This window comes from Streptomyces sp. NPDC030245 (genome assembly GCF_055572995.1).
Genome location: NZ_JBVICF010000002.1, coordinates 850,770 through 867,774 on the forward strand (window position 1 = coordinate 850,770; position 17,005 = coordinate 867,774).

Genomic DNA, 17,005 nt, shown 5'->3' on the forward strand with positions numbered 1-17,005 from the left:
GAGAACAAGGGCGTTGAACCCGCCACTTTTCGGGCAACAGTTCCTTTCGTACGGCCACGACTCGGGATGGCCGACCCGATGAAGGAGGAGGCTCATGCGGACACAGCACATACCGCTCGACATCGGACCGCCGGCAACCGCCACCTTCGACAAGAGGCCCGAGGCGGTCTCGGACGCGAGGGACCTGACCCGCGGCTACCTCGCGGGGCTCACCCCCGGCGTGGACGACGAGCACGCCGCGAGCATCGAACTCGTCGTCTCCGAGCTCGTCACCAATGTGGTGCGGCACGCCCGCGGCACCCTGTGCGCGCTGCGGCTGCACGCGCGGCCCGGCATCCTCACGGTCGACGTCTCCGACGCCGACCCCCGGCCGCCGCGGGAGCGGGCTCCCGACTTCGAGGGCGGCACCGGCGGCTTCGGCTGGCCCATGGTCCAGCAGCTGGCCAGAGCCGTCGGCGTCACGCGCGGCCCGAACGGCAAGACGGTCCGGGCCGAGCTGGCGCGGTAACGGCACCCCGGCGTCCGCCCGCGCGACCCGCGCGGTGATACTCCGGTCATGGATTGGGCGCTGCGCTCCGCACGGACGGCGGACATCGAGACCATCGCCGAGCTGCGGGCCACGGTGCTGCGACCGGATCTGGAGCGGCTCGGACGCTTCGATCCGCACCGGGCGCGGCAGCGGCTGCGGGACTCGTTCTCCGCCGCGCACACGTCGGTGATCGAGACGGCGGGCGCCTTCGCGGGCTGCGTCACGCTGAGGCCCGCCGCGGACGGTCGATGGCTGGAGCACTTCTACCTGGCGCCGCGGCACCAGGGAAGAGGCCTCGGCTCGGCCGTCCTCGGCCACCTCCTGGAGCTGACCGACGCCGAGGACACGACGGTCCGCCTCGACGTGCTGCGGGGCAGCGCCGCGCGGCGGCTGTACGAGCGGCACGGGTTCACCGTCGAGGACGAGGACCCCGTTGACGTGTTCATGGTGCGGCTGCCAGGGGGACGGCGGGCCTCGGCCGACGTCTGTGGTGCCCGGTAGCCTCGCGATCATGTTCATTCTCGAATTGACCTACACCGCGCCGGTCTCCGCCGTCGACGAGCAGCTGGCCGCCCATGTCGAATGGCTGGACCGGCAGTATGAGACCGGGGTCTTCATCGCCTCCGGCCGCAAGAACCCGCGCGACGGCGGCGTGATCATCGCCGTCGCCGACGACCGCGCGCGGATCGAGGAGATCGTCGCCTCGGACCCGTTCACGACGGCCGGGGTGTGCGCGTACCGGATCACCGAGTTCTTCGCGACGAAGACGGCCCCGGCACTCGCCCCGTACCGCGAGCAGCTGCCCGCCTAGGGCCTGCGTCGAAGTCCCTACCGCGCCGCCCTGCTCCGCTCCAGGCGGGCGATGCGGCCCTTCTCCCCGGCGGCCCAGCAGCCCCGGTCGCGGGCGCAGTCGACGGTGTCGTACGACCCCGTGTCGACCGTCCGCCAGCTCCGGCCGCCGTCCGTCGTCACGTCGGTGCCCGTCGGGCCGACGGCGAGGGCCGTGGAGCGGCTGTGCGGGAACCAGGCCACGCCCGAGCGGTAGGCGGGCGGCGGGCGGCCCGCCGGGTCCCAGTGGCGGCCGCCGTCCCGGGTGACCGCGGCCGCCCGCGGCGAGGCCTGGCCGGCGCGGTAGTCACCGCCGACCGCGATGCCGTGGCTACGGTCGCGGAAGGCCAGGCCGAAGACGCCGCGGGCCGGGTCGCCCGCGGGGACCGGCGCGTCGGTGGCCGTCCAGGTCAGTCCGCGGTCGGCCGAGTGCAGGACACGCGCGCGTGCCGCTCCCCCGGTGGCCAGCCACACGTCGCGCGGCCCGGCGCTCACCAGACACTGGCCGCTCGCCGCGAACCCCGCCTCGCCCGCCTGGGCGGCGGGCATCCCCGCACCGGGCAGGATCCGCCAGGAGCGGCCGCCGTCGGCGGTGGAGAGGATGCGGAACCTGCCGTCGACGGGGTCGCTCAGCGCCAGTCCGTGGCGGCGGTCGAAGAAGGTCATGCAGTCGTAGAAGGCTCGGGCGTCGGTGTTCCGGAAGGACTCGGCCCAGGTGGCTCCGCCGTCCTCGGTGCGCAGTACCCGGGACGCCTCGCCCTCGCCGATGGCGAGCACCACCGCGCGGCGCCCGTCGAAGGCCTCGATGTCGCGGAACTCCAGACCGGCGGCGCCGGGCGGGGAGACTTCACGCCAGCTCTCGCCGCCGTCGGACGTACGCAGCACGGTTCCGCCGGAGCCTGCCGCCCAGGCTGTGTCCCGGCTGACGGCGGCGAGGCCGCGGAAGCGGGCGTCGGTACCGGTGTCCGTGAGCTGCCAGCGCGGATCCCGGTCCGGGCGGTGCGTGCGCTGATCCGCCCCGGCGGCGCCGGGCGCCGCGAGGACGCTTCCGGCGAGCACCACCCCGCAGAGTCCCGCGAGTACCGTCCGTCTCATCGACTTCGACTTCCCCATGCCCCTCATGGCGGGCGAAGCTAGCCGACGCGCCGGGGCTCGTCCAGATGGCCGGAAGGCCTCCCCCCTGAGGTGATCGCGGGGAACCGCGGGCGCCGCCACGGTGTCGCGGTGACAGAGGTCACTCGGTCCGACCCGCCCTCCGTGTGCACGGATCTCGTCATTCCGTCGTCTAGTCAAGTGCCGACCCCAGTCGTCCAGCAGTCAGTGAGGGAGCAGGCGTTGTCCACCGTCATCGAGCAAGCCGTAGAGGCCCGCCTCGTCGCCGCCGCGCCGCGGATGCCGAGCATTCCCGCAACGCTCCACTACGACCGGCTGGATCCCTTCGCCGTGCGGATGAGCTTCCCCGCCCCCGCGACCCTGGAGGGCGTCGAGGTGTACTGGACCTTCGCCCGCGAGCTGCTCGTCCAGGGCGTCGAGCGCGCCGTCGGCGACGGTGACGTGCGCGTGCGGCCGTACGGCTTCGACCGGACCGTCGTGGAGTTCCACGCCCCCGAGGGCACCGCGATCGTCCACATCCGCACCGGGGAGCTCCGCGGCTTCCTGCGCCGCACGACGGCGCTGGTGCCGGTCGGCCAGGAGCACCACCACGTCGACCTGGACCAGGACCTGGCCGAGCTGATGCGGGACGCCCTCTGAGGCGGCCCGCCGGGGGGCCGGTCCCGCCGGGCCGCGCGATAAGACGTTGACACGTTCCGCAGAGCCCCCTACGGTGTAAAACGGTTCTGTTGCCGTCGATAGGAGTAGGACGTTGCTCGTCTGAGGTCATGAGACACCGCGTCACGCAGCCCTCGCTGCCGTGCACGCCGTGTGCGACCTCGGCATCACGAGCCGTCCCGTCCCCCGGCACAGGCCTTCTCTCTTTCTTCGGCCTCTTCTCCGCCGCGGTGTCTCGAACGCGTTGCCCCTGACCGCGCTTCACACCACGCAACCGCGAGGCCCGTATGTCTACATCCCCCACCTCCATCACCTGTACGTCGCTCTCCTTCGCCTGGGCCGACGGAACCGACGTCTTCGACGACCTCCAGGTCTCCTTCGGACCCGGCAGAACCGGGCTCATCGGCGTCAACGGCTCGGGGAAGTCCACCCTGCTGAAGCTGATCGCCGGTGAACTGAAGCCCGCCGAAGGCACCGTGCGCGTGGCGGGCGAGGTCGGCTATCTGCCGCAGAACGTCACCCTCGACACCGGCCTGCGCGTCGACGAGGTGCTCGGCATCGCCGCGACCCGCGCCGCGCTGCACGCCATCGAGGCGGGTGACGTGCGCGAGGAGCACTTCACCACGGTCGGCGACGACTGGGACGTCGAGGAGCGTGCCGTCGCCACCCTCGCCGAGCTCGGACTCGGGCACATCGGCCTGGACCGCACCACGGGCGAGGTGTCGGGCGGCGAGTCGGTGCTGCTGCGCCTGGCCGCACTGCTCCTGCGCCGCCCCGACGTGCTGCTGCTCGACGAACCGACCAACAACCTCGACCTGTACGCCCGTCGGCGCCTGTACGCGGCCGTCGCGGCATGGCCGGGCGTCCTGGTCGTCGTCAGCCACGACCGTGAACTCCTGGACCTGGTCGACCAGATCGCCGATCTCCGTGACGGGGAGGTGAGTTGGTACGGGGGCAACTTCAGCGCGTACGAGGAGGCCCTCGCCATGGAGCAGGAGGCGGCCGAGCGCATGGTGCGCGTCGCCGAGACGGACCTCCGCAAGCAGAAGCGCGAACTGGCCGACGCGCAGGTCAAGTTGGCCCGCCGCAAGCGGTACGGCCAGAAGATGTGGGACCAGAAGCGGGAGCCCAAGATCATCATGGGCGCCCGCAAGCGCGCGGCGCAGGAGTCGGCGGGCAAGCACCGCATCATGCACGAGGAGAAGCTCGCCGAGGCGAAGGAGCGCCTCGACGACGCCGTCGAGGCGGTGCGGGACGACGACGAGATCCGCGTCGACCTGCCCCACACCCTGGTCCACCCGGGGCGCACCGTGCTCACCCTCAGCGGTCTCGAACTGCGCTACGGAGCGCGCGTGGAGGGCGAGTTCGAGCTGCGCGGGCCCGAGCGGATCGCACTGATCGGCCGTAACGGCGCGGGCAAGACCACGCTCCTGCGCACCATCGCCGGAGAGCTCGACGCGGTCCGCGGCGAGGCGCGGACGCACGTCCCGACGCGGTTCCTGCCGCAGCGCCTCGACGTGCTCGACGGCGACCTGACCGTCGCCGAGAACGTGGCGGCGTACGCTCCCGACGCGACCAACAACCGCGTCAGGGCGCGGCTCGCCCGGTTCCTGTTCAAGGGGGCCAAGGCCGACCAGCGGGCGGCGACCCTGTCGGGCGGCGAGCGGTTCCGTGCGGCGCTCGCGGCGCTGCTGCTCGCGGAGCCCGGGCCGCAGCTGCTCATGCTCGACGAGCCGACGAACAACCTCGACATGGCGAGCGTGAAGCAGCTCTCGACGGCCCTGGAGTCGTACGAGGGCGCGCTGATCGTCGCCAGTCACGACCTGCCGTTCCTGGAGTCCATCGGCATCACGCGGTGGCTGCTCCTGGACGGGGAACTCAAGGAGATCACCCAGGAAAAGAAGACGGAGGCTGTCGGGTATTCCGCCTAGCTTCGGGGGCATGGACCAGAACCACAAGGACACGCCCCTGGACACGCACCGGCACATCGTCATCGACGGCGCCCGTGAGAACAACCTCAAGGAGGTGAGCCTGCGCATCCCCAAGGGCAGGCTCACCGTTTTCACGGGCGTGTCGGGGTCCGGGAAGTCGTCGGTCGTCTTCGACACGATCGCGGTGGAGTCGCAGCGCCAGCTGAACGAGACCTTCACCTGGTTCGTCCGCAACCGGCTGCCGAAGTACGAGCGGCCGCACGCGGACGCCATCGAGGAGCTCTCCCCCGCGATCGTCGTCGACCAGAAGCCGATCGGCGGCCACTCCCGCTCCACGGTGGGCACGATGACGGACATCTACTCCGTGATCCGGGTGCTGTTCTCCCGGCACGGCACGCCCAGCGCGGGCCCGGCCACGGCGTACTCGTTCAACGACCCGTCGGGCATGTGCACCGAGTGCGACGGGCTCGGCCGCACCGTGCGGCCCGACTACGACCGCATCCTGGATCCCGCCAGGTCCCTGGCGGACGGCGCGATCCTCTTTCCGCCGTTCGCCGCCGGGACCTGGCAGGGCCAGACGTACACCAACACCACCGATCTGGATACGCACAAGCCGGTCGGCGAGTTCACCGACGCCGAGCGGCGGTTCCTGCTGCGCGGCGGCCGGGGAAAGAAGAAAGTCAGCGTCGACAACACCGGTGGCGCGCGGGACATCGACTACGAAGGGCTCGCCGACCGCTTCGAGCGGCTCTACCTCAACCGCGACCTGTCCGCGCTCGCCCAGAAGACCCGCGACATGGTGCAGGGCTTCCTGATCGAAGGCGCCTGCCCGGCCTGCCGCGGGGCCCGGCTCAACCCTGCGGCGCTCGCCACCCGCGTCAACGGCCTGACCATCGCCGACTGCACCCGCATGGAAGTCACCGACCTGATCGGGGAGTTGGCGGGCATCGACGACGCCGTGGCGGGACCGGTCGCCCGCGCCGCCGTGGCCGCCCTCGAACGCATCGAGGCGATCGGCCTCGGCTATCTCAGCCTGGACCGGGAGACGTCCACGCTCTCCGGCGGCGAGGGGCAGCGCCTGAAGATGGTGCGCCACCTCGGCTCCAGCCTCACCGGCATGACGTACATCTTCGACGAGCCGAGCGTCGGCCTGCACCCGCGCGACGTGGGCCGCCTCAACGACCTCCTCCGCCGGCTGTGCGACAAGGGCAACACCGTCCTGGTCGTCGAGCACGACCCGGACGTGATCGCGGCCGCCGACCACGTCGTCGACATGGGCCCGGCGGCCGGCACCGGCGGCGGCCTGGTCGTCTTCGAGGGCACGCCGGACGAGCTGCGCCGGGCCGACACCCTCACCGGCCGCCACCTGCGGCGCGCCACCGGCATCAAGGAGCACCCGCGCGAGGCGATCGGCGGCCACTGGGTCAAGGGCGCCGATCTGCACAACCTGCGGAACGTGAGTGTGCGGGTGCCGGCCGGGGTGCTCACGGCGGTCACGGGGGTCGCCGGTTCCGGCAAGAGCACGCTGGTGTCGAAGGCGTTCGTCGAGGCGCATCCGGACGCGGTGGTCGTGGACCAGTCGTCCATCGGCATCTCGGGCCGCTCGACCCCGGCGACGTACCTCGGGATCATGGACACGGTACGCAAGCTGTTCGCGCGCGGAACCGGCGCCAAGGCGAGTCTGTTCAGCTTCAACTCCCATGGCGCGTGCGAGCGTTGCCAGGGGCGCGGGATCATCTACAGCGATCTGGCGTTCATGGACCCGGTGACCACGACGTGCGAGGCGTGCGAAGGGCGGCGCTTCAAGGACGAGGTGCTGCGGCTGACCCTGGACGGGCGATCCGTCGTCGACGTACTGGACATGACGGCCGATCAGGCACTGGATTTCTTCGAGCGCTTCGACGAGACGTCGGTGCGCAGGCGCCTGCGGGCGCTGCGCGACGTGGGCCTCACCTACCTCACGCTCGGGCAGCCGCTGAGCACGCTCTCCGGCGGCGAGCGCCAACGCATCAAACTCGCCACGCAGTTGCACCGCACGGGCACCACGTACGTCCTGGACGAGCCGACCACCGGCCTGCACATGGCGGACGTCGACGGGCTGCTCGCGCTGCTCGACCGGCTGGTCGACGCGGGGAACACCGTCCTCGTCGTCGAGCACAACCTCGATGTCGTCAAGCACGCGGACTGGGTGATCGACCTGGGCCCCGACGGCGGCAAGCACGGCGGGCGGATCGTCTTCGAGGGGACGCCCGCGCGGCTCCTGCGTGCCGAGGGATCGTGCACGGCGGAGCATCTGCGACGCGCTCTGGGCGAGGGCGGGCCCCGCGCTGCATGATGTGCGGCACTGTCCCGCCCGCGTGAGGAGAGCAAGCCGTGTCCAGCAAGAAGGCCCTGATCCGCCGCCCGGGACCGCGCCTCGCCGACGGTCTGGTCACCCACCTGGAGCGCACACCGGTCGACACGCGGCTCGCGGCGCGGCAGTGGGAGGCGTACGCGGCGACGCTGGCCGGACACGGGTGGGAGATCTTCGAGGTTCCGCCGGCCGACGACTGCCCGGACGCGGTGTTCGTGGAGGACGCGGTGGTCGTCTTCCGGAACGTGGCCCTCATCGCGCGGTCGGGCGCCGAGTCGCGGCGGGGCGAGACACCGGGCGTCGAGGAGGCCGTGGGCAGGCTCGGCTGCTCGGTCAACTGGGTGTGGGAGCCGGGCACGCTCGACGGCGGCGACGTACTCAAGATCGACGACACGATCTACGTGGGCAGGGGCGGGCGGACCAACGCGGACGGGGTGCGGCAGCTGCGGGCCGTCTTCGAACCGCTCGGGGCGCGGGTCGTCGCCGTCCCCGTCTCCAAGGTCCTGCATCTGAAGTCCGCGGTGACGGCGCTGCCCGACGGAACGGTCATCGGGTACGAGCCGCTGGTCGACGCCGCCGCGCTCTTCCCGCGCTTCCTGCCCGTGCCGGAGGAGGCGGGCGCACACGTGGTGCTCCTCGGTGGCTCGAAGCTGCTCATGTCGGCGAGCGCGCCGAAGAGCGCGGAGCTCTTCGCCGATCTGGGATTTGATCCGGTTCCCGTGGATATCCGGGAGTTCGAGAAGCTCGAAGGCTGTGTGACGTGCCTCTCAGTTCGCCTGCGCGATCTGTACGCCTGACCAGTGCTGAGGCCCTTGTTGCGGCAGGGGCGGGTGGGGGCCGGGCTCACAGCCTCTTTACGGCGGGTTTAACCTACGGCAACGTAACCTACGAGACCGTAGGTAGCGCACCGCTCGCGCTGCCCGCCCGCACCGCTCGCAAGTAGCCCCGTCCCCCCTCTGGAGCCCCCGTGACGATCACCTCTCCCCACCTCGGCAGCACGGACAGCTGGACCGATGCCCGTCTGCTCTACGCGCTGGAGGAAGTGGTCGAGCAGGAACTGAACCGCCACCTCAAGGTGGCCAAGGACTGGATGCCCCACGAGTACGTGCCGTTCTCCGACGCCCGGAACTTCCCCGGCTTCTTCGAGGACGGCGAGGCGTGGGAGAAGGGCCAGTCCCCGGTCACCGACATCGGGCGCATCGCCCTGGTGGTCAACCTGCTCACCGAGGACAACCTCCCCAGCTACCACCACGAGATCGCCTCCCTCTTCGGCCGCGACGGCGCCTGGGGCACCTGGGTGCACCGCTGGACGGCGGAGGAGGGCCGGCACGGCATCGTGATGCGCGACTACCTCCTCGCCTCGCGCGCCGTCGACCCGGACCAGCTGGAGCAGTTCCGGATGGTGCACATGAGCGAGGGCTTCGAGTCGGACAACCGCCACTCGATGCTGCACTCCGTCGCGTACGTCGCCTTCCAGGAGCTGGCCACCCGCATCTCGCACCGGAACACCGGCCACCAGTCGGGCGACCCGGTCTGCGACCGCATGCTGGCGCGCATCGCCACCGACGAGAACCTCCACATGGTCTTCTACCGCAACCTCCTGAAGGCCGCCTTCGAACTCGCCCCCGACCTCACCATGCAGGCCGTGCGGGACGTCGTGGTCAACTTCCGGATGCCCGGTCACGGCATGCCCGGCTTCGAGCGTGCCGCCGCGCAGATGGCCATCGGCGAGGTCTACAACCTGCGCATCCACCACGACGACGTGCTCCAGCCCGTGCTGCGCTTCCTGAAGGTCCTGGAGATCGACGGCCTCGGCCCCGAGGGGTTGCAGGCCCAGGAGGAGCTCGGCTTCTACATGAACGGCCTCGACGCCGAGGCGTCGAAGTTCGACGAGAAGCTGGCCGCGCGCAAGGCGCGGATGGCGGCGCGGGGCGCCTGACCCCGCCAGGCCGACGGCCCGAGGGGGCGGGGGCGGCTGGTGCAGGGGGGCGGGGCGGCTGGATTCGAACCAGCGTGTTCCGGTTTTGGAGACCGCCGCGACTGCCTCTGCGCTACGACCCCGCCCTTGCGGAAGATCGTACGCTCCCCGCCCCTCCGGGTCAGCGGTGGACGCTGCGCACCGCCGCGACGTCCGGCGCGACACCGGGCGCCGGAACGCCCGCGCTCAACGCCGCGAGACGGCGCTTGACGCTCGCCGCGATGCCCCGGCCGAGCACGAACCGGGTGGGGGTGCGGGCGAGTTCGGCGGTGTCGAGGAGCCGGTGGGCCTCCCGGCTGCGCATCCCCGTGTGCGTCAGCACGAGGTGGGTCAGACGGTGCTCCCCGGCCGCGAGCGAGGCCGCCACGGCGGCGGCCGCCTCCTCGTCCAGGTGATTGTCGGCCGCACCGAGCACCCCGGCGGCGCGCACCCGGCCCAGATCGAGCAGCCGCACCCCGGCGGTCACCGACGCGGCGACCAGCCGGGCCGCGGCACGGGGCCCGATGCCGTTGCTCGCGACGGCCAGCCGGTCGAGCCCGCCGTACGGCGCGCGCTCCAGGGCGGCGGCGAGCAGCAGCGCGCCCTCGTCGCCCAGCCGCGCCGCCGACGCGTACAGCTCGCGCACCGCGCCGTTGGCGATCAGCTCCGCCAGCGATACCGCGCCGTCCCGGCCCAGCGGATTGCCGCCCAGGAAGATCCGCTCGACGTGCCGCCCGGTGCCGGCGGCCGCGAGGAGCGCGTCGGCGAGGAGGGCGAGTCCGGCCGCGTCGAGGCCCGTCTGGACGAGATCGAGGGTGTGCAACGTCCGTACGGACGCGATCAGTTCGGCCGCCGCGCGACCGCCCGGCGGCCCCAGCGGATTGCGCTTGAGCCAGACGCCGGTCACGACCTGCGGCGAGGCGCGCAGCTGGTCCGCGATGCGGCAGGCGCCGCCCGCGGTGATGCCGTTGCAGCCGAGGTAGAGGGTCTTGATGCCGCTCTCACCCGCGCTGCCCGTCACCTCTGCGGCTCCCTCGTCGCCGAGACCGTCCGTGCCGAGCAGCAAGTGGCGTACGGGCGAGGCGCCCCCGGTCTCCCGCAGCGCCTCGGCGACGAGGGCCGTGCCCCGTGCGCCGATCGCCTGCTTGCACAGGTCGAGCCGGCCGTCGGGCAGCGCGGTGCCCGCCGTGAAGTCGAGGCGTTCGCCCGCCGGGCGCCCCGACCGCAACCAGTCGAGGAGCGGCCCCAGTTCGGCCACCGGGCGCGGTACGACGCGCGGCACTCCGGCGGTCAGGTCCTCGGTCACGGCCGCGCCCCCGTCACCACTGCGCCTCGCGGTAGTCCTTGAGGAAGACGCCCGAGACGGGTGCGCCCGCCTCGCCGCGCACGATCGGGTCGTAGATCCGGGCGGCGCCGTCCACGATGTCGAGCGGGGTGCGGAAGCCCGCGCCGGCGATGCGGTCCTTCTTCGGCGCGGGGTTCTCGTCGGTGATCCAGCCGGTGTCGACGGCACACATGTGCACGCCCTGCTCGGCGAGTTCGGCGGCGCTGGTGCGGGTGAGCATGTTCAGGGCGGCCTTCGCCATGTTCGTGTGGGGGTGCCCGGCCGTCTTGTTGCGCACGGCGAAGCGGCCCTCGACCGCCGTCACGTTGACGATGTACGTGCGGGGGTGCGGGGAGGCGAGCAGCAGGGGCAGCAGCCGGTCGCAGAGCAGGGCCGGGGCGAGCGCGTTGACGAGCTGGGTCTCCAGGACCTCGGCGGGGTCGAGGGCGCCGAGCCGGGCGGACCAGGAGTTCTCCGGCGCGGGGTCGGGGAGCAGTCCGGCTTCGTCGGCGTCGGCCAGGAGGAGTGCGAGGGCGCCCTGTCCTGCGGCGTCCGGCACCGCCCGCGTCGGCTTGAATCCCGGTGCGCTCCGGGCGAGCGCGGGCAGTTCGGCCTCCTCGCCCGCCGCGAGCGCCGCGTACGACTCAGGAGGTCGCCGGACCGTCTGCGCCGCGTTGTTGACGAGGATGTCGAGGGGGTCGCCCGCCTGCCGCAAATCCTCGCAGAGGCCGAGCACTTGGCGTGGGTCGCGCAGATCGACGGCGAGCACGGTGAGGCGGTCGAGCCAGGCCGAGCTGCCCGGCGCCGCGCGGAAGCGCCGCACGGTGTCGTGGGGGAAGCGGCTGGTGACGAGGAGTTCGGCGCCGTCCCTCAGCATCATCAGGGCGAGCTGGAAGCCGATCTTCACCCGGCCGCCCGTGAGCAGGGCCCGCCGCCCGCGCAGGTCGGTGGTGAGCCCGCGCCGGGCGCGGTTGTCGGCCGCGCAGTCCGGGCAGAGCCGGTGGTAGAAGGAGTCGACCTGTCGATATGACGTCTTGCAGACGTAGCAGGGGCGTGGGCGGCGGAAGACGCCTCCCGTACCGGCGGCGGAGGCGGGCAGGGGCGCGTCCTCGCGGCGGTCGCTCGCGCCGGTCGCGGTGGCGGCCATGACGGCCGCGTCGGCGGCGGACAGCTCGGCGCCGCGCGCCTTGCGTCGGCGCAGCCGTCCGTCGCGGGCGAAGGAGGCGGCGACCTGCTCGGCGCGCAGCCGCGCCGGGTCGTCGACGGGCAGCTCCCGGAGTCTGCCGACCAGGTCGTGGAAGGCGGCGAGGTCCGCCTCGCCGACCCCGCCGCTCTCACTCATGTGTCCCCGCCCCGCCTGTTCCGTGCTCGTGGTCCCGGCCGGATTCGAACCGGCGTATCCGCCATGCCATGGCGGCGAGTCTGCCTCTGCTCTACAGGACCCCCGGCCGCACGCCCCGCGTGCGACCTCCGGATCCTAACCACGGGCGCGCCCCCGTGTCGCACGGGTTTCTTCCGGCCGGCGCCACCGTCTCAGGGGGCGAAGACGGTACTGGCCAGGATCACGTGGACGGCCGTGCCGCCGAGGATGCTCAACAGCGCGTTGTGGCGCCAGAGATGGAGGCCCACGGTGACGGCGACGGCCGCCACGGGGGCCGGGGCGGACGCGCCCGCGTGAGGAAGGTCGCGCAGGCAGTAGAGGACGAGGATCACCATGACGCCCGCGGGCATGCGGGCGGCGAGGTACTGGACGGTCCCGCTCTCGCGCAACGGCACGAGGGCGGCGAAGGGCAGGGCGCGCAGGGCCCAGGTGACGGCGGCGGTGACGAGGACCGCGGCGACGGCGTACCCGGCGTCAGGCATGGCTCAGGGTCCTCCGGGTGACCAGGTGGCGGGCGAGGAGCCCCAGCGTGAACAGGGCGAAGGCGGCCAGCAGCAGCTCGCCGGGGAAGACGAAGCGGGCGAAGACGGCGCTGAACAGGGCGAGCACGGGCGTGGGCAGATCGCCGCGCAGGTCCCGCACGGCGTCGACGGCGAGCACGGTGAACAGGGCGGTCAGCGCGAAGTCCAGGCCCCGGACGCTGTCGGGGATGAGCGAGCCGAGCAGCGCACCGGCGACCGAGCCCGCCACCCAGTACAGATGCAGGAGGAGTTGCAGCCCGAGGATGCGCCGGCCCGGCCAGGAGCGGGCCTGCTCCCCCGAGGTCAGGGCGAACGCCTCGTCGCTGAGCGCGAAGGTCCCGTACGCCTTGCCGGCCCGCCCCTCGACCCGGTGCAGGGGGTAGGACAGCGCGTAGAACACGTGCCGGACGTTCACCATGAAGGCGGCCGCGGCGATCGAGGCCAGCGGGGCGACGGCGGTGACCATGCCGATGAGCAGGAATTCGAACGAGCCCGCGTAGACGAGCGCGGCGGACAGGCCCGCCCACCACCAGTCGAGCCCGGAATGGGTGACGAGAGCCCCGAAGGCGAGACCGAGCGGCAGGAACGCGAGTCCGACGGAGGCGGTGTCCGCGAACGCGGTCCGCACTCCTGAGAGGGAGCGTGACGGCGGGACGGAGGGAGCGACAGAAGGGTCGCCCGCGACGGGTGGTGCTATTCGCATGCCGACATGTTATGAAGATCCACGCCTAATTTGATTGCCAATAGTGGCCCTATGATGGGCCCGTGAGCAATGAAATTCGCCTCGATGCCCTCGACCACGACATTTTGTTTCACCTGCGTCAGGACGGCCGTCTCACCAACGTCGAGCTGGCCAAACGCGTGGGCCTGACCGCGCCGCCCTGCCTGCGCCGGGTCAAGCGCCTGGAGGAGGCGGGCGTCATCGCCGGCTATCACGCCGTGATCAACACCGCGGCGCTCGGGCGCGGTCTCGAAGTCCTCATCGACGTCGAGGTCAGCGCCAACGACCGCGACACCTACCTCGAATTCGAGGAGGTCGTGGCCTCCTACGAGGAGGTCATAGAGGTGCGGCGCATGTTCGGGCGCCCCGACTACTTCATCCGCGTCGCGGTCGCCGACCACGCCGCCTACGAGGCCTTCCTCACCGGCAAGCTCACCGGCCTCCCCTGCGTCCTGCGCGTCGACTCGCACCTGACGATGAAGACGGTCAAGCCGGGATCCTGACCCGCGGCACCCGATTTACGAACGCCCCTCGCGGTGCAACTGTGGGCACCGGGGGTGGAACCCATGGCGCAGACCCATGAGTGGATGTTCTACGAGGTCATGTGGCGCAGCTGGGCGGGCAGGGCGCAGGTGCCCCGTCCCGTGCCGTGGTGGGCGCAGCAGGCCTTCCGGCGCTGGAGCGACGACTTCGACTCCGGGACGTACGAATCGAGGGAGGCCGCCCTGGCCTCCAACGCCCTGTACCGCTACTGGCACATGGTGGGCGTGAAGGACCACCGTCAGGAGTCGCTGATCGGGCAGGCCGGTGAGATCGAGCCGGTCTACGACAAGTACTGCCTGTTCTTCTTCCTGTACGACCCGGCGACGGGCGCCCTGCGCCTGCCGCAGCTGCCCGACGGCGGCACGGTGGCGCAGCGCATGGAGGCCCCGCACCTGCCGGTCGTCCTCACGGACTTCCGTACGCCGGACGGCGTCGCGTTCGTGCAGCGCACCTTCGCGACGGCCGTGGGCGCGCGGCAGCGGGACCTCGTGGTCACGCGGGTGACGGTGGGCTCCGCGACCGGGCAGCCGCGCGAGGGCTGGCTGTGCGCCGCGGTGGTGCCCGCCGGGCCGAGCGGCTTCCAGCGGCACGACCGCAACGGCCGGCAGATCACCGATCGGAGGCTGACGTTCCTGCGGCATCTGCCGCAGGAGAACCGGGTGGAGACGAACAGCGGCTGGGGCCCGGTGTTCGACACCGCGCCCGAGCAGTACGGCGTGTACGGCAACCCGGACTTCAGCCACGACCCGGACTCGTATCTGACGCGCAGCCCGTTCCACGACCTGGTCACGGGCGGCAAGCTGAACGGCGCGGGGCAGGCGCAGGACCAGGTCGCGGGGTTGTGCAGCGCGGCGTTCGCCTGGCCGTTCCGGGTCATCGACGACGAGATGTTCGAACTGGATGTGCGGCTGCCCGTCGACCTGTACAGCGGGGCCGACGACCTGGCCGAGATCAGGGCCACGCCGGCCGCCGAACTGGAGGAGGCCAACCGGGCGTTCTGGACGACGAAGCTGCTCGACCAGGGCTTGCAGCCCGGACTGCCGCGCCCGGTGGCCCACTTGACGGACCTGTTCCGCGAGTCCCGTTCGCAGCTGCTCATCCTCTCCGACCACGGGGAGATCCACCCCGGCCCGACGGTGTACGACTCGTTCTGGATCCGCGACTCGTCCGTGGAGGCCACCGCCTGCTCGCTGGTGGGGGACGGCGCGCTCGCCGAGCACCAGCTGGGCACGCACTACCCGCTGAAGTTCAACCGCGGCACGGGCCGCATCGGGCCGTGCGCTGAGTACGGCTTCTACGGCGGGCCCCACGAGCGGGACGACCGCGAGTGGGACAGCAACGGGCAGGCGCTCTGGGCGATCGGCCGTTTCGACCGCACGCAGGGCAGCGCCGCCGCGTTCGGCGCGAAGCTCTACACGCCGTACGTCATCGACGGCGCCCGCTGGCTGCGCGACAACCGCGACCAGTACGGGCTGCTGCACAGCGGCTGGAGCGCCGAGCACCTGGGTGAGCGCGACAAGCCGCACTACTGGGACGACCTGTGGGCGCTGGCCGGCCTGTACGAGGCGGCGCGGCTCGCGGAGCGCATCGGCTCGCCCGACGCGCCCGAGATCTGGGCCGCCTTCGACGACGTGAAGCAGGCGACGGCGGCCTCGGTGCGCTGGGTCCTGGCGGAGCAGCGCAGGCGCGGGGCGTGGGAGACGTACATCCCGACCGGGCCCGGTGACGTCGGGCGGCTCGACTCGACGATGATCGGCACCGCGGCGTTCTTCCACCCGCTGCGGCTGCACATGGGCAGCAAGCTGGGCACGGACATCGACGCGGCGGCGCGCTTCACCCTCGACACGATGTACGCCCACTTCGTGTCGGGCGGCTACCGGCACGAGGCCGCGTGGAACGCCTACGGCCCCTACCTCACCACGCAGCTGGCGCACGCGTACCTGCTGGCGGGCGACCCCGGGCGGATGGACGAGCTGCTCGGCTGGATCGTCGGGGCGGCCTTCCCGCGGACGGAGGAGCGGGCGGTGGCGCTCGGCGCGTGGAACGAACAGCACGCCTTCACCGTCGCGTCGGACTTCCAGGAGGTGCCGTCGCGGCCCTGGTACATGGGCGACATCCCGCACGGCTGGGCCGCCGCCGAGTATCTGCTCCTGATCCGCGACATCCTGCTCTTCGAGGCGGACGAGGACCACGATCCGCATGTGTACATCGCGCCCGGCGTACGGCCCCACTGGGTGCCGGACGGCGACACGGTGGCCGTCGAGTCCGCTCCGACACTGTTCGGCGAGCCCTTCGGATACCGGCTCACGCACGACGCGGGCAGGCGGACGGTCACGGTGGAGGTGACCGAGGCGCCGGAACGGGTGCGATACGTCTATCCGTGCCGGTTCGGACAGGTCCGGTCTGTGTCGGCGGACGGCAGGGAGCTCCCTGTCTCCGGTGACGACGTCCGGGTCCCCGCGGGGACCCGGCGGTTCGTCGTCGCGTACACCTAGGGACCTGTGAGGCCCGGATCGGTCATCGGTCGGGTTGCTCCTGCTCAAGCACGGGATTCGCGTCTGAGGGCATACCGCTCCTTCTCGGAGAGGCCGCCCCAGACGCCGAACCGCTCGTCGTTGGCCAACGCGTACTCCAGGCACGCCTCGCGCATCTCGCACATCTGGCAGATGTCCTTCGCCTCGCGCACCGAGCTCCCTGGCTCGGGGAAGAAGAAGTCGGCGCCGGTCTGGGCGCACAGGGCCTGCTCCTGCCAGGCGAGTTCCGGCTCGGCTGTCATCTCGATCTGCATGCCACCGATGCTGACGCACCGCGCGAAACAAGCAATCAACGAACGATCAACGCCCGAACGCACGGCTTCCAGGCCCCGTCGACCGGTGCGCCGCTCCGCCTCGCTGCGTCCGGCTACGTTTGGCCACGTGCGGCTGCGCCCGGCTGAGGACTGCCCATCGCCGGGGGCGGGGAAACCGCCGGGGGCGGCAGCGGGGGGGGCGGGGAAACCGCGGAGTGCGGCGGCGCGGGGTGCCGTCCCGGCTGGGCCGCCGACCGGTGCGCCGCTCCTCCTCGCTACGTCCGGCTGGGGACTGCCCACCGCCGGGGGCGGGGAAACCGCCGAGGGCGGCGGCGGGGGGGCGGGTCCCACGCCGCATG

At 72.0% G+C, this 17,005-nt stretch carries 16 protein-coding genes and 2 tRNA genes; 10 read left to right on the forward strand and 8 right to left on the reverse strand.

Annotation, left to right across the window (positions count from 1 at the left end):
- Positions 1–94: 94 nt before the first annotated feature.
- Genes ACZ4Z4_RS08210 through ACZ4Z4_RS08220 form a run of 3 tightly spaced genes read left to right on the forward strand, consistent with a single transcriptional unit; the run spans position 95 to position 1,340 of the window.
- Complete coding sequence (locus tag ACZ4Z4_RS08210) at positions 95–508, forward strand: ATP-binding protein (RefSeq protein ID WP_468323884.1); 414 nt, start codon at positions 95–97, stop codon at positions 506–508.
- Positions 509–556: 48 nt separating this feature from the next.
- Entirely contained in the window at positions 557–1,030 is a 474-nt protein-coding gene (locus tag ACZ4Z4_RS08215) for a GNAT family N-acetyltransferase (protein ID WP_468323887.1), read from the forward strand.
- 10 nt (positions 1,031–1,040) lie between these two features.
- A complete protein-coding gene (locus ACZ4Z4_RS08220; RefSeq protein WP_468323888.1) occupies positions 1,041–1,340 on the forward strand; it encodes a YciI family protein in 300 nt (99 codons plus the stop codon).
- Positions 1,341–1,357: 17 nt separating this feature from the next.
- On the opposite strand, the gene ACZ4Z4_RS08225 is transcribed toward ACZ4Z4_RS08220, so the two are convergent.
- Complete coding sequence (locus ACZ4Z4_RS08225; RefSeq protein ID WP_468323890.1) at positions 1,358–2,452, reverse strand: WD40/YVTN/BNR-like repeat-containing protein; 1,095 nt, start codon at positions 2,450–2,452, stop codon at positions 1,358–1,360.
- Positions 2,453–2,692: 240 nt separating this feature from the next.
- On the opposite strand from ACZ4Z4_RS08225, the gene ssgD reads away from it, so the two are divergent.
- From ssgD to ACZ4Z4_RS08250, 5 genes are all read left to right on the forward strand, one after another.
- On the forward strand, positions 2,693–3,109 hold the full coding sequence (gene ssgD / locus ACZ4Z4_RS08230) for a spore wall synthesis regulator SsgD (RefSeq protein ID WP_468323892.1): 417 nt from the start codon (positions 2,693–2,695) through the stop codon (positions 3,107–3,109).
- 305 nt (positions 3,110–3,414) lie between these two features.
- The gene (locus ACZ4Z4_RS08235; RefSeq protein ID WP_468323895.1) at positions 3,415–5,058 is read left to right on the forward strand and encodes an ABC-F family ATP-binding cassette domain-containing protein; all 1,644 of its coding nucleotides are present in this window, start codon (positions 3,415–3,417) and stop codon (positions 5,056–5,058) included.
- Positions 5,059–5,068: 10 nt separating this feature from the next.
- Positions 5,069–7,393, forward strand: a complete 2,325-nt coding sequence (locus ACZ4Z4_RS08240; protein WP_468323897.1) for an ATP-binding cassette domain-containing protein — start codon at positions 5,069–5,071, stop codon at positions 7,391–7,393.
- Positions 7,394–7,431: 38 nt separating this feature from the next.
- Complete coding sequence (gene ddaH, locus ACZ4Z4_RS08245) at positions 7,432–8,208, forward strand: dimethylargininase (RefSeq protein ID WP_468323900.1); 777 nt, start codon at positions 7,432–7,434, stop codon at positions 8,206–8,208.
- 170 nt (positions 8,209–8,378) lie between these two features.
- Entirely contained in the window at positions 8,379–9,350 is a 972-nt protein-coding gene (locus ACZ4Z4_RS08250; RefSeq protein WP_468323902.1) for an acyl-ACP desaturase, read from the forward strand.
- A 48-nt stretch (positions 9,351–9,398) separates the two neighbouring features.
- Here the strand turns inward: ACZ4Z4_RS08250 and ACZ4Z4_RS08255 are convergent.
- From ACZ4Z4_RS08255 to ACZ4Z4_RS08280, 6 genes are all read right to left on the reverse strand, one after another.
- A tRNA-Trp gene (locus ACZ4Z4_RS08255) sits at positions 9,399–9,474 on the reverse strand.
- A gap of 36 nt (positions 9,475–9,510) precedes the next feature.
- On the reverse strand, positions 9,511–10,674 hold the full coding sequence (locus ACZ4Z4_RS08260) for a leucine-rich repeat domain-containing protein (protein ID WP_468323905.1): 1,164 nt from the start codon (positions 10,672–10,674) through the stop codon (positions 9,511–9,513).
- A 13-nt stretch (positions 10,675–10,687) separates the two neighbouring features.
- Positions 10,688–12,034 carry an SDR family oxidoreductase gene (locus ACZ4Z4_RS08265; RefSeq protein ID WP_468323907.1) on the reverse strand — a complete coding sequence of 449 codons (1,347 nt, stop codon included), beginning with the start codon at positions 12,032–12,034 and terminating at the stop codon, positions 10,688–10,690.
- A gap of 29 nt (positions 12,035–12,063) precedes the next feature.
- A tRNA-Ala gene (locus tag ACZ4Z4_RS08270) sits at positions 12,064–12,135 on the reverse strand.
- 90 nt (positions 12,136–12,225) lie between these two features.
- Positions 12,226–12,555 carry a branched-chain amino acid transporter permease gene (locus tag ACZ4Z4_RS08275; RefSeq protein WP_468323910.1) on the reverse strand — a complete coding sequence of 110 codons (330 nt, stop codon included), beginning with the start codon at positions 12,553–12,555 and terminating at the stop codon, positions 12,226–12,228.
- Positions 12,548–13,297 (reverse strand): AzlC family ABC transporter permease, encoded by a 750-nt coding sequence (locus tag ACZ4Z4_RS08280; protein ID WP_468323913.1) that lies wholly within the window; start codon positions 13,295–13,297, stop codon positions 12,548–12,550. The genes ACZ4Z4_RS08275 and ACZ4Z4_RS08280 overlap by 8 nt, the downstream gene beginning before the upstream one ends.
- A gap of 62 nt (positions 13,298–13,359) precedes the next feature.
- Here ACZ4Z4_RS08280 and ACZ4Z4_RS08285 point away from each other — a divergent pair, with 62 nt between their 5' ends.
- Complete coding sequence (locus ACZ4Z4_RS08285) at positions 13,360–13,818, forward strand: Lrp/AsnC family transcriptional regulator (protein ID WP_468323916.1); 459 nt, start codon at positions 13,360–13,362, stop codon at positions 13,816–13,818.
- A 63-nt stretch (positions 13,819–13,881) separates the two neighbouring features.
- Positions 13,882–16,353: a hypothetical protein gene (locus ACZ4Z4_RS08290; protein WP_468323919.1), complete on the forward strand. Its 2,472-nt coding sequence runs from the start codon at positions 13,882–13,884 to the stop codon at positions 16,351–16,353.
- A 44-nt stretch (positions 16,354–16,397) separates the two neighbouring features.
- Here ACZ4Z4_RS08290 and ACZ4Z4_RS08295 read toward each other — a convergent pair whose 3' ends face one another.
- Entirely contained in the window at positions 16,398–16,646 is a 249-nt protein-coding gene (locus ACZ4Z4_RS08295) for a WhiB family transcriptional regulator (RefSeq protein ID WP_468323922.1), read from the reverse strand.
- Positions 16,647–17,005 lie beyond the last annotated feature (359 nt).

What these genes read in the sequence shown, in the direction of transcription:
- ACZ4Z4_RS08280 (WP_468323913.1), bottom strand. Translation starts at nt 13,297, where the DNA reads ATGCGAATAGCACCACCCGTCGCGGGCGACCCTTCTGTCGCTCCCTCC.
- ACZ4Z4_RS08220 (WP_468323888.1), top strand. Translation starts at nt 1,041, where the DNA reads ATGTTCATTCTCGAATTGACCTACACCGCGCCGGTCTCCGCCGTCGAC.
- ACZ4Z4_RS08290 (WP_468323919.1), top strand. Translation starts at nt 13,882, where the DNA reads ATGGCGCAGACCCATGAGTGGATGTTCTACGAGGTCATGTGGCGCAGC.
- ACZ4Z4_RS08225 (WP_468323890.1), bottom strand. Translation starts at nt 2,452, where the DNA reads ATGAGACGGACGGTACTCGCGGGACTCTGCGGGGTGGTGCTCGCCGGA.
- ACZ4Z4_RS08265 (WP_468323907.1), bottom strand. Translation starts at nt 12,034, where the DNA reads ATGAGTGAGAGCGGCGGGGTCGGCGAGGCGGACCTCGCCGCCTTCCAC.
- ACZ4Z4_RS08240 (WP_468323897.1), top strand. Translation starts at nt 5,069, where the DNA reads ATGGACCAGAACCACAAGGACACGCCCCTGGACACGCACCGGCACATC.
- ACZ4Z4_RS08235 (WP_468323895.1), top strand. Translation starts at nt 3,415, where the DNA reads ATGTCTACATCCCCCACCTCCATCACCTGTACGTCGCTCTCCTTCGCC.
- ACZ4Z4_RS08215 (WP_468323887.1), top strand. Translation starts at nt 557, where the DNA reads ATGGATTGGGCGCTGCGCTCCGCACGGACGGCGGACATCGAGACCATC.
- ACZ4Z4_RS08295 (WP_468323922.1), bottom strand. Translation starts at nt 16,646, where the DNA reads ATGCAGATCGAGATGACAGCCGAGCCGGAACTCGCCTGGCAGGAGCAG.
- ACZ4Z4_RS08275 (WP_468323910.1), bottom strand. Translation starts at nt 12,555, where the DNA reads ATGCCTGACGCCGGGTACGCCGTCGCCGCGGTCCTCGTCACCGCCGCC.
- ACZ4Z4_RS08210 (WP_468323884.1), top strand. Translation starts at nt 95, where the DNA reads ATGCGGACACAGCACATACCGCTCGACATCGGACCGCCGGCAACCGCC.